Annotated in this window: 21 protein-coding genes and 1 riboswitch; of the genes, 6 read left to right on the forward strand and 15 right to left on the reverse strand. The window is 40.9% G+C overall.

The genetic code is table 11. The annotated features are described in order from the left end of the window. Positions 1-168: 168 nt before the first annotated feature. The 4 genes from PBAT_RS21885 to PBAT_RS21900 all read right to left on the reverse strand — a co-directional run bounded on the left by PBAT_RS21885 (position 169) and on the right by PBAT_RS21900 (position 5590). Positions 169-1521: a sensor histidine kinase gene (locus tag PBAT_RS21885; protein WP_068652804.1), complete on the reverse strand. Its 1353-nt coding sequence runs from the start codon at positions 1519-1521 to the stop codon at positions 169-171. Continuing rightward, positions 1518-2192, reverse strand: a complete 675-nt coding sequence (locus tag PBAT_RS21890; protein ID WP_068652805.1) for a response regulator transcription factor — start codon at positions 2190-2192, stop codon at positions 1518-1520. The genes PBAT_RS21885 and PBAT_RS21890 overlap by 4 nt, the downstream gene beginning before the upstream one ends. A 59-nt stretch (positions 2193-2251) precedes the next feature. Further along, positions 2252-4216: a serine hydrolase gene (locus PBAT_RS21895; RefSeq protein WP_068652806.1), complete on the reverse strand. Its 1965-nt coding sequence runs from the start codon at positions 4214-4216 to the stop codon at positions 2252-2254. Between the two features lie 243 nt (positions 4217-4459). Next, positions 4460-5590: a glucosaminidase domain-containing protein gene (locus tag PBAT_RS21900; RefSeq protein ID WP_068652807.1), complete on the reverse strand. Its 1131-nt coding sequence runs from the start codon at positions 5588-5590 to the stop codon at positions 4460-4462. A gap of 276 nt (positions 5591-5866) precedes the next feature. On the opposite strand from PBAT_RS21900, the gene PBAT_RS21905 reads away from it, so the two are divergent. Next, entirely contained in the window at positions 5867-6067 is a 201-nt protein-coding gene (locus tag PBAT_RS21905; RefSeq protein WP_068652808.1) for a DUF3311 domain-containing protein, read from the forward strand. Then, positions 6064-7515: a sodium:solute symporter family protein gene (locus PBAT_RS21910; RefSeq protein ID WP_068652809.1), complete on the forward strand. Its 1452-nt coding sequence runs from the start codon at positions 6064-6066 to the stop codon at positions 7513-7515. The genes PBAT_RS21905 and PBAT_RS21910 overlap by 4 nt, the downstream gene beginning before the upstream one ends. 78 nt (positions 7516-7593) lie before the next feature. On the opposite strand, the gene PBAT_RS21915 is transcribed toward PBAT_RS21910, so the two are convergent. The 3 genes from PBAT_RS21915 to PBAT_RS21925 form a co-directional block, all read right to left on the reverse strand. Next, positions 7594-8244, reverse strand: coding sequence for a 3D domain-containing protein (locus tag PBAT_RS21915; protein WP_068652810.1), 651 nt, complete (start codon positions 8242-8244; stop codon positions 7594-7596). Positions 8245-8253: 9 nt separating this feature from the next. Further along, positions 8254-8430: riboswitch (cyclic di-AMP (ydaO/yuaA leader) on the reverse strand. 143 nt (positions 8431-8573) lie between these two features. After that, positions 8574-9296 (reverse strand): amino acid ABC transporter ATP-binding protein, encoded by a 723-nt coding sequence (locus PBAT_RS21920; protein ID WP_068652811.1) that lies wholly within the window; start codon positions 9294-9296, stop codon positions 8574-8576. Then, positions 9283-10737, reverse strand: coding sequence for an ABC transporter substrate-binding protein/permease (locus tag PBAT_RS21925; protein WP_068652812.1), 1455 nt, complete (start codon positions 10735-10737; stop codon positions 9283-9285). Before PBAT_RS21925 ends, PBAT_RS21920 begins: the two co-directional genes overlap by 14 nt. A gap of 228 nt (positions 10738-10965) precedes the next feature. On the opposite strand from PBAT_RS21925, the gene PBAT_RS21930 reads away from it, so the two are divergent. Next, positions 10966-12138 carry a M20 family metallopeptidase gene (locus tag PBAT_RS21930; protein WP_068652813.1) on the forward strand — a complete coding sequence of 391 codons (1173 nt, stop codon included), beginning with the start codon at positions 10966-10968 and terminating at the stop codon, positions 12136-12138. 116 nt (positions 12139-12254) lie between these two features. On the opposite strand, the gene glgA is transcribed toward PBAT_RS21930, so the two are convergent. Continuing rightward, positions 12255-13682: a glycogen synthase GlgA gene (glgA, locus tag PBAT_RS21935; RefSeq protein ID WP_068652814.1), complete on the reverse strand. Its 1428-nt coding sequence runs from the start codon at positions 13680-13682 to the stop codon at positions 12255-12257. 13 nt (positions 13683-13695) lie between these two features. Then, positions 13696-15624 carry a 1,4-alpha-glucan branching protein GlgB gene (glgB, locus tag PBAT_RS21940; protein ID WP_068652815.1) on the reverse strand — a complete coding sequence of 643 codons (1929 nt, stop codon included), beginning with the start codon at positions 15622-15624 and terminating at the stop codon, positions 13696-13698. 237 nt (positions 15625-15861) lie between these two features. Between glgB and PBAT_RS21945 the strand changes: the two genes are divergently transcribed. Then, positions 15862-17064 (forward strand): glucose-1-phosphate adenylyltransferase, encoded by a 1203-nt coding sequence (locus PBAT_RS21945; RefSeq protein WP_068652816.1) that lies wholly within the window; start codon positions 15862-15864, stop codon positions 17062-17064. Positions 17065-17125: 61 nt separating this feature from the next. Here the strand turns inward: PBAT_RS21945 and PBAT_RS21950 are convergent, their stop codons facing one another. The 5 genes from PBAT_RS21950 to PBAT_RS21970 form a co-directional block, all read right to left on the reverse strand. Beyond that, entirely contained in the window at positions 17126-18523 is a 1398-nt protein-coding gene (locus tag PBAT_RS21950) for a sensor histidine kinase (RefSeq protein WP_068652817.1), read from the reverse strand. After that, positions 18520-19218 (reverse strand): response regulator transcription factor, encoded by a 699-nt coding sequence (locus PBAT_RS21955; protein WP_068652818.1) that lies wholly within the window; start codon positions 19216-19218, stop codon positions 18520-18522. Before PBAT_RS21955 ends, PBAT_RS21950 begins: the two co-directional genes overlap by 4 nt. Continuing rightward, on the reverse strand, positions 19211-20515 hold the full coding sequence (locus PBAT_RS21960; RefSeq protein ID WP_246168259.1) for a hypothetical protein: 1305 nt from the start codon (positions 20513-20515) through the stop codon (positions 19211-19213). The genes PBAT_RS21955 and PBAT_RS21960 overlap by 8 nt, the downstream gene beginning before the upstream one ends. 36 nt (positions 20516-20551) lie before the next feature. After that, positions 20552-21277: a phosphonate ABC transporter ATP-binding protein gene (locus tag PBAT_RS21965; RefSeq protein WP_068652819.1), complete on the reverse strand. Its 726-nt coding sequence runs from the start codon at positions 21275-21277 to the stop codon at positions 20552-20554. A 74-nt stretch (positions 21278-21351) separates the two neighbouring features. Next, a complete protein-coding gene (locus tag PBAT_RS21970; protein WP_068652891.1) occupies positions 21352-22524 on the reverse strand; it encodes an MFS transporter in 1173 nt (390 codons plus the stop codon). Between the two features lie 120 nt (positions 22525-22644). Between PBAT_RS21970 and PBAT_RS21975 the strand changes: the two genes are divergently transcribed. Further along, complete coding sequence (locus PBAT_RS21975) at positions 22645-23565, forward strand: helix-turn-helix domain-containing protein (RefSeq protein ID WP_068652892.1); 921 nt, start codon at positions 22645-22647, stop codon at positions 23563-23565. A gap of 13 nt (positions 23566-23578) precedes the next feature. Next, positions 23579-24340: an HAD family hydrolase gene (locus tag PBAT_RS21980; protein WP_149466353.1), complete on the forward strand. Its 762-nt coding sequence runs from the start codon at positions 23579-23581 to the stop codon at positions 24338-24340. Between the two features lie 62 nt (positions 24341-24402). Here the strand turns inward: PBAT_RS21980 and PBAT_RS21985 are convergent, their stop codons facing one another. Further along, entirely contained in the window at positions 24403-26700 is a 2298-nt protein-coding gene (locus PBAT_RS21985; RefSeq protein ID WP_068652821.1) for a type IA DNA topoisomerase, read from the reverse strand. Positions 26701-26814: the final 114 nt, after the last annotated feature.

Below are 26814 nucleotides of genomic sequence, written 5' to 3' on the forward strand. Positions count from 1 at the left end.
GCCATCTCCTCCATCTATGTAAGTGTATTCATCTTACCGTCAAATTTTATATTGGTACAATATATAATAGGAATGAATCTTATAGGTTAAACCTATAAGACACAATCATTCATCTCTTAGAACAATAAGAAACAGCCGCCAATAATGGCAGCTGGCTATATACGTTCCTTATCGAATAGGCAAATGAACAACCACTGTCGTACCTACGCCTACCTGACTTTTCATTTCAATGCTACCACGATGAAGCGTTACAATTTTCTTAGCGATAGCAAGCCCTAAGCCATTACCCCCGATATTGCGGTTCCTTGACATGTCCGTTTTGTAAAACCGCTCAAACACATAATCGAGCTGCTCTGGCGCTATTCCGATACCCGAATCGGTTATTGTGAAGAGGATCTCATTCAGCGAATGGGTCATTCGTATTTCGATATGCCCTCCCGAAGGGGTGAACTTGATACTATTGCCGAGTAAATTCATCCACACCTGGTTAAGCTCGTCGCGATCTGCCGTTAGTTTGACCGCATCAGGCATTTCTAAGTCAATTTGAATGCCCTTCGCCAACCATTGGGGCTCACAAGTTACGACGATTTGTCTAATTTGCTCATCCAGATTATACGTCATTGCCTCGAATGGATGATGCTCGGAGTCTAGGGATGCGAGCGCAAGCAAATTATCGCTGAGTCTGGATAGTCGACTGCTCTCAGATATAATGATATCTAAATAATAATTTCGATCACTCTCGGCTACCAAATTCGTATTCTTCAATGCTAAAGCGAACCCAGAAATAGACGTGAGTGGGGTTTGAATTTCATGAGATACGTTAGATACAAAATCCTGCCTCATCTGCTCCAACTGTTTAAGCTCAGCTGCCATCACATTAAAACTTTGAGTCAATGTTCCCATTTCGTCCACGCGTTTCGTTCTTATTTCCACGTCGAAATCGCCCTTCGCAAGTCGCTTGGTCGCATGCGTCAACGTCTGAATGGGCTTCACCAAATACCGTGCCGCGATGAGAATACATAGGCTTCCAATCAACAGACCGACCAACAATACAATCACCATCATCCGGTTTATGATATTCTCGTTCTGCGAGGAATACTGCATGAACATGGCATAAGGCTCACCTTCAATTGAAAAAGGAAGACCGATGAAAGTTTGTTCTACTTCACTTGGAGAACGATAGACTTGTCCTCGCAACACCTCCTTTACCGCAGCAGTCGCAATTTCGACGTTATCCGTATCATCTATATCATAGAAAGTTACGTTACCAGATGAGTCATACATTTGAATCGGATAAGAGGATACCTTCACCATACGCTTTATAAAGGCATCTGGATCATCGGGTCTTGATTGTTCATAGAGACGAATAATCTCTTCTCCTACTTCGATCATGTCGTTCTGTCCTGTATGGTCTATTTCTTTCTGGAATAGAAAGAGCCCAATAAAGATAGACGACAGTAGGCTGAAGATAATGATCGCTAGAAACGTGCAAATGATACGGACGTATAAGGTTCTGATCATGTAATCACTAACCGATATCCCAGACTACGGGCCGTTTCAATTTGAAAAGAATTCGAATCACCGGCAAATCTTTCTCTTAGCCGCTTAATGTGTACATCGACGGTTCGATCATCGCCTTCGTAATTCTTTCCCCAGATATGTGTGATCAACTGTTCCCGTGTAAAGATTTGCCCGGGATGGTTAGCTAACTTGAAGAGGAGCTCGAATTCCTTCAACGGAAGATTGAGCGTGTCATCTCCTCGAATCACTTGAAAGCTACGTCGATTGAGCACAATAGATCCCAGTTGAATCGTTTGTGAAGAGACAATCATATACCGCTTCAGCAACGCTTTCACTCTCATAACAAGCTCTAGCGGATCGAACGGCTTCGTTAAATAATCGTCGGTACCAAGTTGAAATCCCTTTACTTTTTGCCCCGATTCCCCCTTGACCGTGACCATCAATAGAGGGATATTTGAATCTAAGCGCCGGATCTCCTTGCACAATTCCCAACCGTCCAATTCGGGCATCATAATGTCGAGGATCACCAGATCGATTTGATCATTTTCCACAATTGCTAATGCTTGCGCACCATCGCTTGCTTCCACGATTTCGAATCCTTCATTCCGTAAAAATAAGGTGATCAGCTCACGAATATGTACATCATCATCCGCGATAAGGATTGTAGCCATGAGAACGTACACCTCCAATTATTGATCATATATGCCCCCGAAGGGGCAACAATATTGCTTCAACCAAAATGCCAACCCAGTAGATTCCAATGATAGAAAAACATACTCACCGTTACTGCCGATAGCGCTACGAGTGTATAATGCACGCGTTTCAGCACTGTCCAATACTTATTCTTCCAAGCCAGTACGCTTAATACCAATAACGATACGGTTAATCCCACCAGAATAATGGGCATAACCAGATAAAGTTGTAACGATTGCGTAATGCGGCTCAGTCGCACGATTAGATCCATGTTCAATACAACGAGGAACGTCGCGACAATAGTCGCTAAGCCCCAAGCAGAGGTAGTCGCCGATAACCTAAGTGCCCACTTTTGCCCTTTCGACATCTGTTTAATTTCGCGTCTGCGATAAGCAAACCCCGTCAAAACGCTGATGAACATAATTACGGAGATGCCAAGCAATGGAAGCCAGAACATGGTTTGATCTATCAGAGGTGTAGGCTCAAGAGGCATGGGATTCAGCTCATCAAGAAACAGGTATGTGACCTTACCTGCTGCATCGGTACGGAATCCCATCTGATGCTTGCCTGCGACTTCCTGGAATAAATCCGGTCCAATCGGAGTGAATAATTGCTGTTCTGCCCCGCTTCCAATGGAAAGTTGGTTTCCCGCAACCGAAATGCTAATCTTAGTTAGGAAATTGAAAAACTTATCTATATCGCTATGATTTCGACGTGTGAATTGATAGGAACCGGCGTATTTCTTCAAGTCACTTTCAAGTATGGCAGACTGGGGAGGTATGGCTTCCTGCGCAGGAAAGTAACGATCGAAAAAAGCTTGCGACAGCCCTCTCGCCGCTGCTCCGCCATCACCCCCGCTATAGGAAACAAAAATGCCGATTTGCTTATCAGGTACAAGAGATACCTCTGTATTGAATAACTCATCGGCGCCACCATGGGTAATGGCGCGCAGTCCGTTCAGATTCTCCTCGAAAAACCCAAGATCCGTTGCCGGTAACCGTTTATCGAACTGGAAAGAAGGTGAATGCATCAATTTGGCTGTTTCTGGCTTGAGAATTTGATGCTCTCCATAACGTCCATTCTGAAGATGGGCGATCATGAAATGAGCCATATCATCCGCCGAGACGGATCCTGATCCCGCAGGGCGAAATCCTCCCTCGAACGTAAGTGGCTTCGTAACAAATTGACCATTCTTTCGAGCATATCCGAGCACTGCATCGGGGGCTAAAGACGCTGGAACAGGCTCCTGAACCGTAGCATGTTTCATGTCGAGCGGATCAAAGATGTACTTCTGTATATAGTCATTATAAGCCATACCACTGACTTCCTCGACAATAAGTCCCGCCAACGCAGCGCCATAATTGGAATAAGAGATCATCTCTCCTGGAGGTCTAACCCTTGCCGGCATATGTTTGGCAAGCGTCTCAGAAATCGATCCCGGTAGCTTCTTCATATCCGTAGTGATTTGATAGCCGACGCCCCCTTCCTCAAACCCGGCCGTATGGGTCATCAGATGACGCATTGTAATGGGATGAGAATAGGTGTTGGGTATGGTCGCCTTCTTCAAATAGGTGTTGACGTCCGTATCGAGATCGAGCTTGCCTTGCTCAACCAATTGCATCACTGCCGTCCGAGTAAATAACTTCGTTGTCGAAGCAATCCGAAACAAGTTGGTCTCGGGATCCACTAACGTACCATCTTTGATGTTGGAGTAGCCATATCCCTTCGAGAACAGGCTCTTCCCATCTTTAACAATCGAGATGACCGCCCCTGGAATTTTGAAATTATCCATATGCACATTCATGATACCATCAATAAATGCCGTTAGTTGAGCCACGTCATTCAAATCCGCCGCTTCTTCTGGTTTCGCAGATAGCGTGTTTGACACAGATGGGGCTGCTGATGAATGTGTCTGAGCCCCTACTATGCAAGCCGCCACTACTGTGACCAGTAACAACAATAACATTATTTTGATAGATAACTTACCTTTATATGATGACATAATAAACCCCCAACATTCTGCATATTTTTGATCAATAACCCTCGACTTGGAGAGCATATCAAAAGTATGTGAACGGAGAGTGAACCTAGAGCATACATTCTACATCTTGGACATTCAGTAAATTTCCAGTTGTTTTATATCATATCACGAAGCTGGATCACTTGAGATTTAAATATATTCACCGTCCATTAGGTAAATAAAAAACGATGCCACATGTTATGAGTACCATAACATGTGACATCGTTACTCTGGCCACACGAAAGAGTCATCTTCAACCTCTCGCTTCAGTTCATTGAAGAACCACGTGACGCCCTTCCACCAATCCGGGTCCTCGGCATAAGTTCGATTTAACCACTGGATCGGTTGACTTCCACCTGGACGCTTACTACTAATATTAAATACCGTCTTGGCCGCAATGGAAGCTGACCGTGCAATCGAGGTGTTATAACTCTCCCAACTCCCAAATACATTGAACGGATTATTTGCGATGGCTTCTACCTGCTTATGATCTTTGGGAACGAATCCCTGCTCTTGTCCAGTGATAGCAAACAGCAATAGTGGGTGGATATCATATTTCTTGCTCGCTTCTATTATCTGAGACAAATAGGGTTCCTCAGCTAACATAGAGTTCCTATTTCGCAAATATTGCTGTAATCGCTTCCGATCTATAACCACGTATTTAAGTTCCATAGGGATTCCACCATCTAAATTTGTTCCAGTGTTATTCATAGTAGGCTGCTGTATATTCACCGTATCTACATTTATGGCGGGTTCTGATGAATGTTGAACTAGTGAAAAGACCAATAAGATCACGAGTCCAATCGTACTAAAACACACCATTGCAATCGAGATTCTTCGATTAAATCCCACTCTTTTCCAGTAAGGAACAACTAGAGGTTCACTAATAACTTCGGCTTCCATAGCTACCGCAAGCTCCTCAGAGACACTAAAATCCTCTTGAGCCTGACTCCATTCCCGCTCCAACGCTTGGAGTGTGACTGTAGGCGATTGTTGTTGTGACCATTGAAGAAGTATCTCACTGACGATCTCTCCCTGTAGAGGAAAAGTCGATCTGTTAGATACCCATTCACTTAAGGAAGACAACAATTCTTCGTTACTCAAATCCAAAGACACACAATGCTGAAGCACATCATCTGTCTGAATAACGAGCGTCTCTCGATGTTTCTTAAGAAGCTCGTAGCATAACTGCTTCTTCACTCCATCTGGAAAAGAAGGAAGACGCCCCTCAATAATCCGATGCACCGCATCGGCTAATATGGATGCCCGTAGCTTCGGTTCAAGATCCAAATGCTTGCGTTCAATATATTGTTTCAATCGTACAATTTCTCCACTAGATAACACATAATCTTGCATCTTTTATATCCCAGCCCATCTTGATGTTCAGTTAGAGAAAGATCCTCCATGAACAAGATTCAACGTTCAACCTGGAATTTCCTTCTTGAATGTATGACTAAATCAATGAATGTAAAGACTTATACATTCAGAGTAAAGCTACTTTTCAATAAAAGATATGCTCTATTAACTTTAAATTTTATATGTAAATAGTGTAAGGTATACTATATTGACTTTGCCTTTGCTATAAGGTGATGTCGTTTAATTATGACTTTTAAGTAGAATGGAGGGTTGTTGGTGAAGATTATATATGTTCTATCTCTAGTTCCATTCATAGGGATATTAGGGTTTCTTCCCATTGTTAACAGAATAGAACCTTACGTATTAGGAATGCCATTTTATATGTTCTGGATGGCCATGTGGGTTGTCCTAACATCCGTTATATTGGGTATCATGTATAAGTTGGACCCTCGCAATCGAGAAGGTGAATCAGAATGAACATTGCACTCCTCATCATTTCAGGATTTTTAGTGTTGTCTATTTGGTTAGGGATTCGATCTACGAAAGGGAAAGACATGAATCTGGAACAATGGACCGTTGGCGGACGTGGTTTCGGTGCTATATTCGTTTTCTTGTTGATGGCTGGTGAAATTTATACGACCTTTTCCTTTCTTGGAGGCAGTGGTTGGGCTTATGGTAAGGGTGCACCCGCTCTATACGTCCTTATTTACATTACCTTATCTTATGTCGTGTCCTATTGGTTGCTTCCGGAAATATGGGCATATGCTAAGAAAAATAGCCTAATGTCTCAATCTGATTTCTTTGTAAGTAAGTATAAGAGCCCCATGTTGGGCGTTCTTGCAGCCCTTGTTGGTGTGGTGTCGATGATTCCTGTCATTGTTGTGCAACTAAAAGGGTTAGGGATTATTGTATCAGAAGCATCTTATGGCGCTATTTCCATATCTACCGCAGTGTGGATGGGAGCCATTAGCCTGACCATCTATGTTATGCTCTCTGGGATACACGGTTCCGCTTGGATCGCAGTCATTAAAGATATCCTGATGATCGTGATTATTGGTTTCTTAGGGGTTTATTTACCTATTCATTATTACGGAGGGTTGCAACCCATGTTTGAAGCCATTCATGCAGCTAAGCCTGGGTTTCTAAAGCTTCCTGAACAGGGGCTTAGCGTTTCGTGGTTCATCTCTACGGTTATATTACTCGTAAGTGGTTTTTATATGTGGCCTCAAGTCTTCAGTGCAGTCTATTCAGCGCGAAGTGGGAAAGTATTTCGAAAAAATGCGATTATAAGCCCATTATATACACTCATGTTATTGTTTGTCTTTTTTGTAGGATTTACCGCGATATTGAAAGTGCCTGGACTGGAAGGTGCAGATGCAGATCTCTCCTTACTGCGACTCTCGATTGAGACCTTTGATCCATGGTTTATTGGGATCATTGGCGGAGCTGGACTGTTGACTGCATTAGTACCAGGTTCCATGCTGTTAATGAGTGTAGCAACATTGCTCTCAAAAAACGTCTATAAAGAATTTATACCCACTGTATCGGATCAGAACGTCGTACGAATAGCAAAATCACTTGTTCCTGTGATTGCACTTATAGCAGTCTACTTTACATTGAACGGCGGCGAAACGTTATCTGCATTAATTCTCATGGGATACAGCCTGATCACACAGTTGTTTCCGTCACTTCTCTTTAGTCTAACCAAGAACAATGTGATCAATAAATATGGTGCGATCGCCGGGATCATCTGCGGACTTGCTATCGTAGCCTATATTACACTCAGTCATGCAACGATAGGTACCTTGTTTCCATCCTTACCGCAGGCAGCGAAAGATTTGAATGTTGGGATTATTGCACTGTCTGTGAATTTCTTGGTTATGATTACGGTAAGTCTTATGGTTAGAAAGTTCTCTGTGCGTTAGCTTGCATTATTATTATACTGTAATAAAAAATAGACCGAGAACCAGTTATTACTGGCACTCAGTCTATTCATATTTAATCTATTTTATAATGAACAATTTAACTTGCTGAAATCCGAATGAACTAACACTCTTCTGGCTTCCTGGGATAAATATATCAATACGATTACCTTTTATAGCAGATCCTGCGTCAGTCGCCGTTGCAACAAAGGCATCGTTTGGAAGGCCATTATGAGTATGTCCAGTAACTAATACTTTCGTACCCATAGGAATGACTTTTGGATCTACTGCGATCGTTCCTAGTTTAAGTGGATTACCGAAATAATCAACGGCTCCCCATTTACCATTCTCGCTAGCTGCAGCAGAGTATGCAGTAGCTTTAACCTGTACTGTTTTACTATAGTTAAATGTTTTACCCCAAGCTTCCACCACTTTTTGATCTGGTGACACACTCAGAATAGAATCTGTTGATTTCACAGATGCAGCGGATACCGTGTTCTTCACGCTTGGAATGTTCAAGTTAATTCCTGCATAGATGTTATTCTCCGATGTATTCGGATTAGCGTTAATCAACTTATCAAGGCTTACCCCGTATTGTTGCGACAACTTGAAGAATGTATCTCCTTCTTTGGCAACATGAACAGCATCTGCGTGTATTGGTGTACTTTGAACGATCAATGCAACGCCCATTGCAGCTACCATCATTTTAATTTTTTTAAATTTCGTATTCATTGTTTGTGTTCCTCCTTATATTAACGCCTGCGAAGTTAGCTGTCGGATTCGGATTGGGAGTCAACCCTACGCACTATCGTTCTATGCGATTCACCCCAAGGTGAGAAGAAGCGGTAATTATTGTTCTTATACACGCCTATTACGTCCCCCGCACTTTCTCACTGAAAGTTTTGGCTCAACAAATATATCACAATTTTGTAACCAGTAAACATGTAAAGATTTCCAATAACCCTTTAACAACACACATTCGTATATTTTTCACACAAAAAAACAGACGCATTGATGACATATTCGTCATTTTTACGTCTGTTTTGTATATTCGTACGTTACTACAACACTTTACTCAAGAAATCTTTTGTACGTATATTCTTCGGATTATTGAACACTTCTTCCGGAGTACCTTGCTCCATGATACGGCCTTCGTCCATGAACAGAATTCGATCTCCCACTTCGCGGGCAAATCCCATCTCATGGGTAACGATCACCATCGTCATGCCTTCATGAGCTAGTTTCTTCATTACTTCAAGAACTTCTCCTACCATTTCAGGATCTAGCGCTGAAGTCGGTTCATCAAACAACATTACGTGTGGTTGCATTGCCAGTGCCCGTGCAATCGCGATACGCTGTTTCTGTCCCCCTGACAGTTGATTCGGGAAGACATCCTTTTTATCAGATAATCCAACGGTTTGTAACAATTTATCCGCTATAGCTTCTACTTCCGCTTTAGACTGCTTCTTCACCGTAAGAGGTGCGATCATTATGTTCTGTCCCACAGTCTTATGAGGAAATAGATTGAAGTTCTGAAACACCATACCCATTTTTTCACGAGTTGCGTTGATGTCATGTTTAGCAGCTGTAATGGACTGCCCTTCGAATTGAATTTCGCCTGATGTCGGTTGCTCAAGCAAATTCAGACATCGTAGAAAGGTACTTTTACCAGATCCAGATGGTCCTATAACAACGACAACTTCTCCTTTGGAAATGTCCAAATCGATCCCCTTAAGAATTTCTATATTCCCATATGATTTATGCAAGTCTTTAACGGTTATCACTGGCACTCAACTTCCTTTCCAACGCATTCAATAACTTAGACAACGTAAAGGTTAATACAAAATAAATTACCGCGGCAATAATAAATGGGTTAAGTCCTTGGTACGTGATGTTCTTAACAACGCCTGCCTGATACATAATATCTACCATCCCAATAACCGAGATGATCGATGATTCTTTAATTATCGTAATAAATTCGTTCCCGATCGCTGGAAGTACAGCTTTGAAAGCTTGAGGTAGGACAATATGACGCATCGCTGTTATGCGTGTCATACCGAGCGAACGAGCCGCTTCCATTTGTCCTCGATCTACACCTTGAATTCCTGCTCTAAAGATTTCAGCTAAATAAGCTGAACTATTAATAGATAACGTAATAATACCGGACTGTAGCGGCGAGAAGTTAACGCCAAATGTTAAGGCAAGACCGTAATGGATAATCATAAGCTGTACGAGCATTGGTGTGCCCCGCAACACCTCAACATACGCTGTTCCTAACCACTTCACGATACGAATGTTCGTCATGCGCGATAAAGCTATAAATAAACCAATAATGAAACCAAATAATACACCTAATGCAGACAAAAGAAGAGTATATCCGATCCCTTTGATATAATAATCGCGAAATTCCCATGCCGTATTAAAGATGTTTCCAGATTCCTCTTTTGCTGCAAGAATACTGGCATCTTTAACCATTTGTTCAATAGCACCTTCACTCTTCAGACGAGCAAGTGTACCATTTATAGCATTTACAATCTCTGTATTACCCTTTTGAACACCTATAGCAGCATAGGATTCAGAATCCGTTGGCATAGCATCTGCAAATACGATTTCTGAGTCTAAATATCCTGTACCTACAGTGTCTTCGACAATAATAGCATTAACACGTTTTGTTTTTAGTTGCAAAATAATGTCAGGAAGTTTATCTATCGAAGTTAATTGTGCACCAGGAATTGTCATGCCGATTTCTTCTTGAATAGATCCTTTTTGAACACCAATCTTCTCGTTCTCGAAATCTTTCATGGTTACGAACTTGTCTTTATCTTCTGTTCTAACGATCATAGCCTGACGTGCCATATAATAGTTATCAGAGAAATCAATGCTTTGACGACGTTCTTCTGTCGGTGTCATGCCAGAGATAACCATGTCCACCCTACCGCTTTGTAAAGCAGACAGAAGGCTATCAAATCCCATATCCTCAATGACTAATTCGGCTCCCATATCTTTCGCAATTTCTTTCGCTATAGATATATCGAACCCAACAATTTGATCTTTCCCATCAATTCTTTTGTGAAATTCATACGGTGCAAACTCAGCACTTGTGCCAAGAATCAGTTTTTTATTCACAGCCGAACTTGCATCTTCAGCACTAGCGGTTAATACACCTGTAGTTAGCAAGATGACGGCACTCAGTAGAAACGCAATAATACGAGATATTTTCTTCAACTTTCTCTTCTCCCTTACTTCGTGACTGATAATTTGTATTTTTAGAACAAGATATATCATAAGTCAAAATGTATTATTATGCAATGGTATTCACTAGGAATTCATTAATAGCGTCTTATCAACATACAAATTTATACAAAAGCAATGCATAGACTGCTAAAATTCATTCATGGTATACTATTAAGCATTGTTATTCGTTCATCCCATTCAAACAGAGGAGTTGCCTATATGAGTAATAAAAGTATGATTTCTAACACAATCGATCACAACGCATCACGTTTTAAAGAAATATCACTATATATCGGAGCTAATCCGGAACTTGGTAATGAAGAATTCCTTGCCTCGGCTCGCTTGAAAGAAGAACTTACATATCACGGTTTCACCGTAGAAGCTCCCATACTGGGCATTGAAACGGCTTTTATAGGTACCTATACTTCCAAGAAGTCTGGTCCTACGATAGCGTTGTTATGTGAATACGATGCGCTTCAAGGACTTGGACATGCCTGCGGTCATCACCTCATCTGTATGATGAGTCTAGGGGCAGCTGTCGGTCTGAAATCCGTGATTGATGAGATTGGTGGTAGCATCCGTGTATTCGGGACTCCAGCTGAAGAAACACGTGGTGCAAAAGTTCCTATGGCTTCCGCCGGTCTTTTTGATGATTGTGATATCGCACTCATGACCCATCCATTTTATGCATACGAGAAATCAGGACGATCTCTTGCTATTGATGCTATCCAGTTCGAATTTCATGGTAAGTCATCCCATGCCGCTGCAAGTCCTCATGAAGGTATCAATGCACTTGATGCCGTCATTCAAACCTTCAATGGTATAAATGCTTTCCGTCAGCAAGTGAAGAGCACTGTACGTATCCATGGTGTTATTAACCATGGTGGTGAAGCTGCTAACATTATTCCTGATTATGCTTCCGCTCAATTCTATGTTCGTGCAGCAACACGTAAGGAATTGAACATTCTAACCGAACGCGTGAAACAAATCGCACAAGGTGCTGCCATGCAGACAGGTTGTACATTAGACATTTCAAATTATGAAACCTCCTACGATGAAATGATTACGAACGAGCATCTTTCAGATACATTTACATCCAATCTTGTTGAATTAGGAATCAGCCCAAAAGAAATTAATACTGGTAATGATCATGGTTCCATGGATCTAGGTAATGTATCCTTATGCTGTCCAGCCATTCACCCTTATATCAAGGTCATTGACGAGAAACATGGGCTTCATACCCCTCAATTCCGTGATCTTGCTATGAAAGATCTAGCCTTAGATGGCATGATTCTAGCTGCCAAAGCACTGGCTAATACGGCTTATGACGTAATAACCAAGCCAGAGTTACTTGCACATATTAAAGCTGAGTTCGAGCAAACTAAGCAATAAATAAATAAATAAATAAATGTAAGGTCACAAAAACGGTAGGCATAAGGATCAATTCCTTAGCCTACCGTTTTTGATTTTATCCGAATCAATCATTATGATTTCAGCAATCATTCCACTTATTGCTCTATCACTTGTTCATAAATGTCGATATACTCTCGCGCTGATACTCCCCAACTATAGTCACCGCTAAAGGCATTGTTCGTGACTTTGCGCCAATGTTTTGGCTGATGATAGAAGGATACCGCACGACGAATCGTATGCAACATATCATGTGCATTAAAGTCACTGAAAGTAAATCCATTTCCTTCACCCGTGAACTCATTATAAGCATGCACCGTATCATTCAAACCACCCGTCTCACGAACCACGGGAATGCTCCCATATCGTAAAGCCAACAACTGACTAATCCCACATGGTTCAAATTTGGATGGCATAAGGAAGATGTCACTTGCAGCATAACATTTGCGCGATAATCCTTCATTAAAGGTGATCTGAGACGATAGTTTGTTGGGATAACGCTTCGCTGCTTCTCTGAACCACTGTTCATAAATCGCATCCCCTGTACCCAGTATAACCACCTGCACTTCATCATAATGTAGCAGTTCATCTAAGGTTCTAACAAGCAGATCCAGACCCTTGGAGTCCACTAACCGAGTAACCATAGCGATCAGCGGAATTTTGGGTGCGACAGGAAGGTTAAGTTCTTTCTGCAACGCTATTTTATTCTCTCGTTTCTCGTCTAAGTTAGTCTGATAAGTGGAATGTATGTATGGATCATTCGCAGGATTATAACTTTCAGCATCAATGCCATTGATGATCCCGCTCAATTTATCCCCTAAGGATGTTAACAGACCCTCTAATCCATAACCATAATGCGATGTCTGAATTTCTCTAGCATACGTAGGACTTACCGTCGTAACATGATTGGAGTAACTAATCCCTGCTTTCATAAAGCTAGCATTACCGTAATATTCTACACCTAAATAATAACGATTACCCAGCCCCATGAGATCATTCAACATGTCATACGGAAATACACCTTGGTATAACAAATTATGAATCGTAAATACCGTACGCATTTTAGCATAAAAGGGATCATGACGATAATCTGCTTCTAACAGTAAGGGAATCATTGCTGTATGCCAATCATGGCAATGCACTACGTCAGCTTGGAAATCCAATTCGCGAATAACCTGTAGTATAGCCTTATTGAAAAAAGAAAACCTTTCTCCATCATCCATATATCCATAAACGTTGTCACGTCCAAAGTAATATTCATTATCAATAAAGTATATAGGAATTCCTTCATGTATAATTCTTTCAATACCGCAATATTGGCGTCGCCATCCTAATTGTATATACACTTCACCAATATGTTCCATCGCATCTCGATATTGTTGAGCTATCCCACGATACTTAGGAAGAATCACGCGCACATCCACGCCGCTGTTTAGAAGTTCTTTTGGCAAAGCACCGATGACGTCAGCCAGTCCACCGGTTTTAATAAAGGGTGTAGATTCGCTTGCTGCAAATAATACTTTCATCAATTATTCTCCTTTACTGATCATTCAATTTCGGCCGTCTAGGCTCTTTCTTGTACACTAACATACTCAGCGGGGGAAGAGTCAGTACAACGCTTTGTTTCTGACTGTGATAAGGCGTCTTTTCAGTCTTAACAGAAGATTCCACCTTTAATCCTTCCCCACCATATTTCGGATTATCACTATTAAATACACATTGATACCGGCCTGCTCTCATGATTCCAATTCGATATTCCTCTTGTGCAATGGGTTGAAAATTAATAATAATAATTAGATCATCAGATGGTTTTTTCCCTTTACGAACATATGAAATGACACTCTGTGAGTGATCATCCGCACTTATCCACTGATACCCCACAAACCCATGATCAAATTCCCATAAAGCCTTCTCATTCTTATAGAAATGATTCAAATCTGAGGTATACTCTTTCGTCTGCCGATGTTTATCATATTCGAGCAACAGCCAGTCCAACTGCTCTTGATCTTTCCATTCAATAAATTGTCCAAATTCTCCACCCATGAATAGCAGCTTTTTACCTGGATGCGTCATTTGGTAACCTAGTAAAATACGAAGCCCGGCGAATTTTTCCTCATAGCTACCCGGCATTTTGTTCAAGAGCGACTTCTTCCCATGAACCACTTCATCATGTGATAACGGAAGAGCAAAGTTCTCCGAAAACGCATAGCAGATCGGAAACGTAAGTAAATGATGTTTCGATGAACGCTCCGAGAAAGACCTCTCGATATAATCCAACGTATCGTTCATCCATCCCATATTCCATTTGTAATTAAACCCTAATCCATTATCTTCAACGGGAATTGTAACACCAGGCCAAGCACTCGATTCTTCAGCCATCATTAATGTATGTGGATGATAGTGGAATATGGCAGTATTCAATTGTTGTAAAAAAGAAATAGCCTCCAAATTCTCTAGTCCACCCAATTCATTTCTCTGGTATTGATCTTCCCTTTTCTCGAAATCAAGTCGAATCATACTGGTTACAGCATCTACTCGTAATCCATCAATATGAAACATATCTAACCAAAATAGGGCATTTGAGATCAAAAATGAGACAACTTCTGGTTTCCCATAATCAAAAGAAAGGGTTCCCCATCCAGGTTTCTCTGCCTTATAGGGATCACTGTACTCAAATAATGGCGCACCATCAAACAGTCGTAAACCATGAGCATCCTTAGCAAAATGAGCCGGTACCCAATCCATAATGACTCCTAGTCCTGCTTGATGACACTCGTCCACCAAATACATGAAATCATGAGGTGAACCAAACCGACTCGTTGCTGCAAAAAAACCAGTTCCTTGATATCCCCATGAAAGATCGTATGGATGTTCGCCAAGCGGCATAAACTCTATATGTGTATATCCCATGTCTTTAACATAAGGAATGAGTATGTCGACCAGTTCCCGGTAAGAATACAAGGAACCATCCTCTTTCTGCTTCCATGTTCCTAAGTGAACTTCATAAATGTTAAGTGGTTTGTTGAACGGTTGCTTTAGTTTTCGGCGCCAAACCGTGTCATTCCATTTATATCCTTCCAACTCTGTCACAACGGATGCCGTTGCTGGCCGTAATTCAGCTTGAAAAGCATACGGATCTGCCTTAAGGAAAGATTCACCGTCGGGTCCAGTGATATGGTACTTGTATATAGTTCCAAGGGTTATGTTAGCGAAAAAGCGAGTCCAAAATCCAGATTCGGGTATCTTATATAATGAATGATTACATCCATTCCAAGCATTCTGATCCATTGCTAATCCCACATGGGATGCATGAGGAGCCCATACTGTAAACCGAACACCATCTTGTCCATCTTCGTTTACCGGATGTGCTCCAAGAAAACGATAACTGTGATGTGAAGTTCCTTCGTGAAATAAATAAATATCTTCCGATGAAATCGCATCGACCGAGTTATTATGTTGATTCAACATACTAATCACCTTCTCTATTATGGTATGTACATCCTTATTATTAACCTATTCCACTCATCTTGAAAATATAAATGATATTTAACATCAAATTTTGTAATAATTCATGATTATTTTCAATATACTCGTTTCATGTGGGTTAAAAGATGTTTACACATAAATAACGATGTTTACAGATTTATAACGATCTTTACACATTTACATTTATAACAGTGATCATAATATAGGGAGTGACGTAACGTGAATAAAAAAGAATGTATTGCCATGCTGCTTGCAGGTGGAGAAGGCCGAAGATTAGCACCATTAACCTCAGAGATGGCCAAACCGGCGGTGCCGTTTGGTGGTCATTATCGTATCATTGATTTCCCACTAAGCAATTGCACGAACTCCGGAATCGGAACCGTGGGTGTACTTACACAGTACGAAGCTAAGTCATTACATGAACATATAGGAAACGGAGAAGCTTGGGGTCTTCAGAGCATTGGAGACGACGGAGTTGCCCTTCTGCCTTCCTATGATACAGGTAATGAATACTTAGGTACTGCAGACGCGATATACAAGAACATTGAATATATAGATCGCAACAACCCAGAGCATGTCCTTATTCTTTCCGGAGATCATATATATCACATGGATTATAGTGACATGTTAGAACAGCATAAAAGTACAAATGCTACAGCAACCATTTCAGTTATGGAAGTCCCATTCGAAGATGCTAATCGATTTGGAATTCTAAGTGTAGATACGAATTTACAAATCACTGATTTTCAAGAAAAACCAGCACAACCTGAAAGTAACTTAGCCTCCATGGGAATATACATTTTCAAATGGTCTTATCTTAAACAAATATTAATGGATGATGCAGCAAACTTAAACTCTTCGCATGACTTTGGGAAGGATATCATTCCTACAATGCTAGACAATCATGACTCCCTCTTCGCCTTTAGATTCAAAGGGTATTGGAGAGATGTTGGTACGGTTGAAAGCCTTTGGGATGCTCATATGGACTTATTAGATGATCAGGTTGAATGGGATCTACATAAGACCAACTGGCCTATGTACAGCCGTCCCTGGATTACGAAATATAATCAACATAAGAATAGGGTTGGAAGTACCTCTAATTGCATGATGTCAGAATCATGTAAGTTGGATGGAATCGCTGAGAAATCAGTTATCTTCAATGGCGTGGAGATTGGTAAAAGTTCAGAAATAAAGGATAGTGTCATCATGCCCAATGTCAAAATTGGACGTAACGTGATTATAGAACATGCTATCATTGGTGAAGGTGCAGTAATTAAAGATGGCTCCATCATCAAAGGATCTGCTAAAGAAGTCGTTGTAGTGGGTCCACGTGAAATTGTATTCCGTAAACCAACCGTGCGCACACAACCTAAGCGAATTCTACAAGACGTGTCTAAACGTCTAAGCGCTCAAGGTTTATAAATAATCAAAATAAATGACAACAAGAGCGAATGCCTATTGGGATTCGCTCTTGTTGTCATTTTTATAAGTTCTCATTAGAAAGAGGCAACATCACGGTTACAATAGTTCCTTTACCGAGCTCACTCTCAATGACCATTGTTCCTTGATGTTGTTCAACCAGTTGCTGTGATATCGCAAGGCCAAGACCCGTTCCACCATTCAGAGGATTCACTTGAAAGAACCGGTCTCTGACTCTATTCAAATGCTCCTCACTAATGCCTAATCCAACATCTTGAACTTCAACTTCAACTTGTTCAGGATAACAATTCAACACAATTTGGATGACACTATGCTCTTCAGAGAATTTGATAGCGTTATCGACAAGATTTAAGAATACTTGCTTAAGGCGATTAGCATCCCCCAGCACAATTGGATACTCATCTGTTTCTAATATTAACTTAATATTCTTCTTCTCTGCTTTCGTCCACATATTCAACATGATTTCCTTAAGGAGTTCTTTGAGAGGTACATTACCCATGACCAGTTTCATCTCATTTTGTTGAAGTTTGGAGAAATCCAGAATTTCTTCTACTAAACCAATGAGGCGTTCAGTCTCTTTGGAAATAATCTGCATTCCGATCTTCGTCTCATCAGGATCGAAACCACCTGAGTGAATCGTCTCACTCCACCCCTTAATACTTGTGAGCGGTGTTCGAAGTTCATGAGAAATCGAGGAGATGAAGTCATCTTTGATCTGATTACTCCTTACGATTTCTTGAGCCATATGATTAAGCGTGCTTGCTAGCTCACCCAATTCATATTTATAATTGCCCTTCACTCTTGCCTTATATTTCCCTTGAGCCATTTGTGCAGATACGGCCGTGATATTATTCAACGGTTTAACAATCGAATTCGCAAGCCCAATACTGAACGCAAGAACAACAGCCAATACGGCAGCACCTATGGAAATGGAAAGTAAGGTCACATTGAATAGTTTATCATTGATCGTCTTTAGAGAGGTCGTATAGCGCAGAATGTATGTATCTCCCCCGCCAAATTGTATTAATTTCGATACCGCCATGACATCCTCATTAGTAGAAGGTTGTCTTCCTACCCATCTACCCGTATTCCCTGAGATAGCTTGGGGGACATCACTTGTAGTAATTGAAGCTTCTGAAAGGAATTCCGTCGTATTAATTAACACTTTACCCTTCGTATCAAGAACCTGGAGTTCTGTCCCCGTCAATTTAAAGTTCGCCAGTATGTCTGACAATAAATTAACATTCTCCTCCTCGTATATACGGAACTTCTGGTAATACCTTTCTGCTTCTCCTGCACTTTTCGATATGTGGGTAAACACACTATCGTAATAATACGTTCTTATCGTTAATAAGAAAATGACTTCCACCAGAAGAAGCGCTGTAAACACTACGATAAAGTAGTGAAGAACGATCTGTCTGCTTATACCCTTCTTAATCATTGCACAGTGCCCTTCCACTTATACCCATGTCCCCATACGGTTTGTAAGAATTCTGGTTCTGAAGGATTCTCTTCAATTTTTTGACGTAACCGACGAATATTCACATCTACAATCTTAGGATCTCCCATATACTCTCTACCCCATACGTGATCCAACAGGACATCACGACTCAAAGGCGTCGTTTCTTTTTCAAGGAAAAACTGAATAAGTGAGAACTCCGTAGGTGTTAGTTCAATGGAGATAGCATTCTTTTTAAACTGTTTCGTAATGAGATCGAGCGAGAATGGCCCAGAGTGAAAGCTTACTTTCGTAGAACTTTCCCGATGAACGTTCACACGTCTCAATAACGATTGAATTCGAGCGATCAATTCTGTTGGGCTAAAGGGTTTACTAACATGATCGTCAGCACCTACCGACAATGCATATACCTTATCCTGCTCTTGCACTTTGGCTGTTAAGAATATAATTCCGATCCGTTCATTCGTTTCTCTAATCCGTCGGCATACTTCAAACCCATCAATACCCGGAACCATGACATCTAAAAGTGCAATATCAATATCAGGTATCGTTGTTAATTTTTCAATAGCCTCGTAACCATCGGCAGCTTCTACAACTTCAAACCCATTCCGCTTCAAATTAATGACTATAAAGCTACGAATAGACTCCTCATCTTCCAATATCAATACTTTACTCATCCTTATTTCCTTTCCTCTCGATTGGAGCCACATCCGACTCCACTTTTTTATTTTTATTCAACTCAAGATTTACGTCGTAACTCTTATAAGCAATCACTTTATCACTCGCACGAACAAGTAAATCCCAACCGTTATGACCTTTATCCCACTCTTGTTGTGAGAAGAATTTGATCTCCGCAACTGTTTTATTCGTATCTATCATCACAAACCGTAGGTACTCATCCTTGTTCGATTTCGTATCAATGGTTACGTTGTTATGCCATTCTGGAAGAAAGAAATTAAGGAAAAATCTGCTTTTATAATCATGGTATTGTTGCCTAACAAAGGTCATCCCCTCTTTACCATCCCACTGATAGTAAGAGTAGAACCATGGGATCTCATCAAAGCTAAAGTGTTCCCATCCTTTGGGCGTCTCCAGTATACCAATTTCATATATCCCATCAGCGTTGACATCTTCACTATAAATCTGAACATCCTTATATGTTTGATCATCATTTAGGACAGGTGTCAACTTGTTGTCTAGCATCACAATCATCTCTGAATACCAATACCCAGAGCTTGATCCACTTGCAGCATCTAAAATAATACCTTTCTTGTCTTTCGCTACATTTCCTGCGACAACATTGTAATAATTGTTAACACTTTTATCCAATTCAAGCTTATCAAGTTCAATGAAACCATCATCATATTGATATGTCGTCATTCTAGCCAACTCATTGCGCTTTAACGAAACAACCGTAAGGTCATTTAGTCCGTCACCATTTAGATCATCCATAACAAAATGGCTGTAAGGTACCTCTAATTCTTTTTCTAGTTCCCCTCCATGATAAGTATATACGACTAATCCACTCTGAAGTTCCTCGTCACCTCTTGAGAATCCTGCAATGATATCGATACTACCATCATTCGTAATGTCTTTAAATTTCAATGACTCCAGTACCTTACCTTCTCCATCGAAAGTTACCTTCTGTACCCATTTCCCATCCTCAATTTCAAAAATAGAACCATGGAGTTGGACCGCTTGGTCAGGGGTCTCATAGAATACAACAACTTCCTTCTTGCCATCATTATTAAGATCAACGAAACGAATTAGACTCGTGTTATCGTTATCTCGAGCACGGATCAGCGGTGCACCTTTAGGTATCTGTAAGGTAATAAATGTGCGTAGTGTCTCATTCTCCGCTGAAATCTCAGGGTTCTTCATAAGCGACACCGGATCACTAATAAAGCTGCAACCACCAAGGATAAATAAGGCCAAACAAGCAGTACATGCTCGGATGAAGCTTGATTTATACACCTATATCACTCTTTTCTATAATTAACGCTATTCATTTTAAATCATATTCTTCTCAGCATGCGTAAGACGGCGTCCTTTAACGTCAAACACAATTTTTCCGTTAGAGAGTCCTATAATTCGTGTTCCATATCTCTCAGCAAGTTCTAGTGGAAGCACCGTCAACACAGTCACGCGTTCTTCCTTACATAAATCACGTAATAGTTCTAGTACACTTTCAATGGATTTGGGATCCAGACCCACAACAGGTTCATCTGCTAGAATAACCTGGGCTCCATGAACTAAGGCACGGGCAATCGCGATACGTTGACGTTCTCCACCACTTAATTGACTCGTTTTGGAATGCGCTTTCTCTAGTAGCCCAAGACTCTCAATGACATCCATAGCTCCCATGTAATCATCTGAACGAACCATCCCTGTAAGCATACGCCACCAAGGCGTCTGACTAGATTGACCTATAAGAACATTTTTAAGTGCTGTCCGTTTGAGGTTGAACTGAGGGTTTTGCTCCAAGTATGCCCATTCTCTTCTTATTTTTATTTTACCACTGAATCCGTTTTTAAATATGTCGTCCCCATCAACGTTAAATGTTCCCTCATCCCATTTCATACGTAGAGCTAAACAGCGAAGTAATGTACTCTTCCCACTGCCACTACCACCAACGATAGTAATCATTTCGCCCTTATGGAATTGAAAATTCACATCATGAAGAATGGGTTGTTTATCGATTCCTATAAATTTAGTTAGATGTTCTACTTTGATCATGATGATTACGCTCCTCTAAGTCCTTTCCTATAGTGTATTGGAAAAGACGATAGAATTCCATGCGAACAAACGTTCTATTCTAGTCTTCTTGATGGAGAGAACCAAAAACCTGCTAATCCAAATAGCAAGTACGAGAGTCCAAGCATCATAAACATGCCTTCCTCCCAGTGATAAAACATGAATATACCACTCAAGCTAGGGCCGACAATACTACCTATATTGAACTGAAACGAGGCTACCACATTTGCTGCTGGAAGTAGATTACGAGGCAACACATCCGCTGCATAAGCAAGACCCAAGGAGAAGAAGGAACCAACTAATCCTCCCGCTAACATCATTAATATAATATTTATGAAGAAGTGATCACCTGCAAGAGGTACGGATGCAAAAGTGATCCCACCAGCAATTCCGCACCACATCAAGCATCTTTTTCTTCCGTAACGATCACTCATAATTCCTAAAGGTAGTTGAAGCAATAGTCCACCGATGCCGATTGCAGGAAGTAATGCAGATATTTGTCCTTCACTAAATCCAATATTAAGTCCATACAGTGGAAAACTACTGTTCATACTGGCCTCCATATAACCGTATAGTAATGCCGGGATCAGAGCATACCAAGCGATCCGATAGCTACGACGGAATCGATGTTTCTCATTCGCAGATCCTGCAACCTTCTCAGGCCGTTCATTAGGAAGTTTCACTAGAACGACAATCAATACAATGAGGACACATATACTTAAGACGATAAACGGAACTGCTTTTCCGAATGAAAGAAGTTGAATTCCAAGTGGCCCCAAGCTAAACCCGACACCATAAGACATCCCATATATCGAAAGGTTTCTCCCTCTATTCTGGGCTGGAGAAGACATAATTACCCACAGCTGTGAGGCATAATGTAATGCACTATCTCCAATACCAATAATGAGACGGAGTACGAACCATAGCCGGATATCCGGTATCCATGGAAATATTAACAAGGTGAGAAGTACGAGCACTAGCCCACCGACAATTAACTTTTTAAATCCTAAAGCACCTAATACTCTTTCAGCTACCAGTGTCATCGCAAAAGATCCGATATATAGTGCGGCTGCATTCAAGCCATTCATCATTTCTGATACACCCATCTGGTCTAAAAAAATGGCTAATACAGGAAGCAACAACCCTTGCGTTGTCCCTGCCACTACGATTACAGCGATGAGTATGAGATAATGTGTACGTGTTACTTTTGGATGCGTATGATTAGTCATGTTAGTATTTGCTGACACCCTGTTCTCCCCCTTAAACTATTCCACATTATAGTGGACAAGCCCTATCAGAACAAGCCATAATATAAGAAGCTTTATGAAATGACGGAAAGGTATGGGTACATGAACTATAACGTGAAAGTCGATGTTTCATCGATCTACGAACTTATGGCGAGTTTTATGGTATACACTTCAAAAAAATGGACAGACAACATGGATATGGGACCCCAATGGCTTCACACGGTTAATAACCAACTCTCCGTGAGTGTCCGCAACGCATTAGCACCCGCATCATCTTGGCCATTCGATGATTTTGATGTGTTATATGCATGGGCAATCCTTAGACAGACTGGAGATGAAGTTGAGCCTTTTCTTGAATATTTGACGTTATGTAATGACGATCATTTGTTCGAGCTATCCTCTCCTTACCTTCCCACGATGTCCATAGATGATGCTAGACGAATTCGGAATGACTATGTACCCTTATTAAAACTATGGTATATCCACTATTTCAAAGAAGTTGAAGGCGATATATTACCACTTATTGAAGAAGATGCTTTGGAAAAAAGAACGCTTTTAACCAAGATGGATTCTGAAAATTTAATTGAATATGCCACCGCTGGTATCATTGTGGATGATATGACAGATATCGAAACGGTGATTCTATTCCCTACCGTTCATAATCGTCCAATTAATCTTTTTTGTTTCTATACCAATATGCTTCTCATTCAATATCCGGTTGATGTACCAGAAGATCATGAGAATGATGAACCACCAATGTGTCTCACTCGCATGACACATGCTCTCTCTGATCTAAGTCGACTTCGTTTACTTCGTTACATCGGAGATCAACCCAAGTCACTCTTCGATATGCAACGTGATTTAAACCAACCTGTAGAGACACTAAGGCATCACCTTAGAATCCTTCGAGTAGCTGGATTTCTACGCATCCATCTCGGGAATCACGATACTGAGAAATACAGTATTAGACCCGATGGTGTTTCTGAACTTCAGATATTCTTAGAATCGTATATACATCTTTAGGAGTGATTCATACGTGAATACACGTCAACAAATTCTATTTGATCTGGATGATACACTCATTCATTGCAACAAATATTTCGGACTGATTTTGGACGAATTTTATGCAATAATCCAACAATGGTTCGCTGAATATGAATTAACAACCACGGAGATTCGTCAAAAGCAAATTGAGATCGATATTGCCTCTGTCCACAACGTTGGATTTAAGAGTGGTAACTTCCCTGCATCTCTCATTAATACCTATAGGTATTTCAGTCAAAAGTGTCCTCGTCTGATTAATCCTCAAGAGGAAGATCAGTTGATGAAGTTAGGACTTAGTGTTTATGATCTCGAAGTGGAACCCTATCCACGTATGATTGAGACTCTTGAGTCCTTAAAGAGTGATGGTCATAAGCTTTACCTCTATACGGGTGGCGAGACTGCCATTCAACAACGGAAGATTGATCAAATGAAGTTAAATATGTATTTCGATGAGCGAATTTATATTCGTGAGCATAAAAATACGCATGCTTTAGAACAAATTTTACAAAGTGGTCTATTTGATCGTTCGTCTACATGGATGATTGGAAACTCCCTTCGAACGGACGTCATTCCCGCACTTACTGCTGGAATTGCCAGTATTCATATCCAGATTTCGAATGAATGGGAGTACAACATTGTTGAACTTGAGAGATCTCCCGACCATATTCTGTACACTGTTTCATCCATTGAGGAAGTCCCAGAAATGATTGATCACAAAATAGAGCAAGAAAATAAACAACGGACCCTCAATTAAGGGATCCGTTGTTTTTAATTCAAGCGTAATGGATGAGGATATAACCTATACTGTTCACTGTATTATGGTTCAATCGTGAGTTCACCCGTGTCTAAACTTTTAATGACAAGACGAGCATCCGTTGGTGTTCCATCTTCCAGTGTAAGTTTCAGCTTACTCGTCTTGCCCTTTTCAATCAATGACTTCACTTGTGTATCTGTTAGTACACGTCCGAAGTTCTCTTTCCAAATGACAAATTTACAGCCTTTTTTGTAGTGAGAACAACCAAATCCTTTACGTCCCATGAAGATCATTCCCCCACAACCAGGTCGAGGACACTTCGCTATGATGGTCGGTGCCGAACCTTTTTCCTCAGACCCCTTATTTCGCGTAGGTTTCGTTGATTCCGCTGTCTTTACCGTGCTTGATGAAGAACTGGCTTGTCTACTTCTTGTGGCAGACGGCGTAGTTCCAGTAGATTGAGCGGATGTACGCTTCTTCGTAGCAGGTTTCCGTGCGGAATCCTCGCTCTCAAACATTGTCTTCGATGCTCTAGATTGTACACGAACCTTATCTACAATCATCGTCGCGAACTTCTTAACATTCCCCATGAATTGTTCATCGGATGCCGTACCTCGTGAGATCTCATTCAATCTTCGTTCCCATTGCCCTGTCATCTCTGGTGAAGTAAGAAGTTCTATGCCAGCACCTCGAATTAATTCAATAACGGTACGTCCTTTTTGCGTAATTTGAATTCTCTTACCCTGCATATCTACATAACCAACACTTTTTAATCGTTCAATGGTAGCTGCACGTGTTGCAGGTGTACCCAGTCCAGAATCTTTCATTGCATCACGCAACTCTTCATTCTCAATCTGTTTACCTGCACTTTCCATCGCTTTAAGCAGCGTCCCTTCGGTATAGTGCTTCGGAGGTTGAGTATCCTTTTCTTTGACACTCGCATCCGTACAAGTCACACCATCTTTAGGTTGAATCATGAAAGGTTCGTTGACTTCCGTCTCTTCTTCGTCATCATCGTCCTTATCTTTACCTTTTGTTTTCTTAACTGGATCCTTCTTCTGATCGGCAGTTACGACCTTCCAACCTAGACTGAGCAATTCTTTCACAGTTGTTTTGAATGATTCACCTTCCACCTCGGTCATAACAGTATGTACTTTATATTCAGCCGGTGGATAGAATTGTGATAGAAATCTCCGCACGATCAAATCATAGAGTTTCTGTTCGTCCGGACTAAGATTTGCAGCCTTACGATGTGTAGGAAGAATAGCATGGTGATCCTCTACTTTCGTAGGATTACAAATGGATTTATTTCCTTTATGAACAATGCTCCGATCTGCTCCCGCTACTAAGTCCCCGTATGATGTACCTTGTAGAACAGATAACGTTTTGTGCATTTCGGGAATATTTTGCTCCGTCACATAGTTAGAATTCGTACGAGGATAAGATATCACCTTGTGTTTCTCATAAAGTGCCTGTGCCGTATCCAATGTTTTCTTCGCAGAAAAGGAGTACTTCGCATTCGCTTCACGTTGCAACAGCGTCAAATCATACAATTTATTCGGATACTCTTTGGTGTCCTTAACATCATATGATGCAATTCGCCCATTCTTGCCCTTCACTTTAGTGGCTAGAGCTTCAACCTTGGCTTGATCCGTCATCCGATCACCCTGCCACATGCCCTTGTATGTGTAGTCGTTCTGAGTGAAATATCCTTCGAGTTCAAAGAACTTTAAGGAATCAAAGGCTTCGATCTGCTTCTGTCGATCATAGATTAGTGCAAGTACAGGAGTCTGTACTCTACCTACAGATAGCAGCACATTATGTTTGGTAGTAAAAGCACGCGAACCATTCATACCAATTAACCAATCGGCTTCACTACGTGCCCTAGCAGCTTTCGTTAAGTTCTCATACTCAGAACCTTCTTTTAACTCAGCAAAACCTTTTCGTATCGTTTCAGGGGTCAAATCCGAAATCCACAGTCTTTTGACAGGCTGACTCAATTGTAGATGCCGCTGAATAAGTGAGAATATATGTTGTCCTTCACGTCCAGCATCGCATGAATTAACGAGTAAATTACTTCGTTTAGCCAATTCATCAATGACCTTAAGCTGATCTAACGTCCTCTTGTTAGGAACCAGCATAAATGGATCAGGAATAATAGGAAGATCGTTTATGTTCCATTTCTTATATCTGTCATGATAAGCGTCCGGCTCTGCTAGTCCAATTAAATGACCGATTGCCCACGTAATAATATATTGCTCACCTTCTAAATAGGATCGGTGGTTTTTTGCTTTAGGTTCAATTGCAGCAGCTATATTTCGACCCATATCAGGTTTCTCCGCAATAATGAGTGTCTTCAATGGATTGTCACTCCTTAATGAATTATGATCACCATCTCAATGCAACGCACTCTATCGTATCATATAAAAGTTTTGTTAACTAATAAAAGTTGTTTCCGATTGCTTATTCTCCCT

The organism is Paenibacillus antarcticus (assembly GCF_001637225.1).
Classification (GTDB): domain Bacteria; phylum Bacillota; class Bacilli; order Paenibacillales; family Paenibacillaceae; genus Paenibacillus_AQ; species Paenibacillus_AQ antarcticus.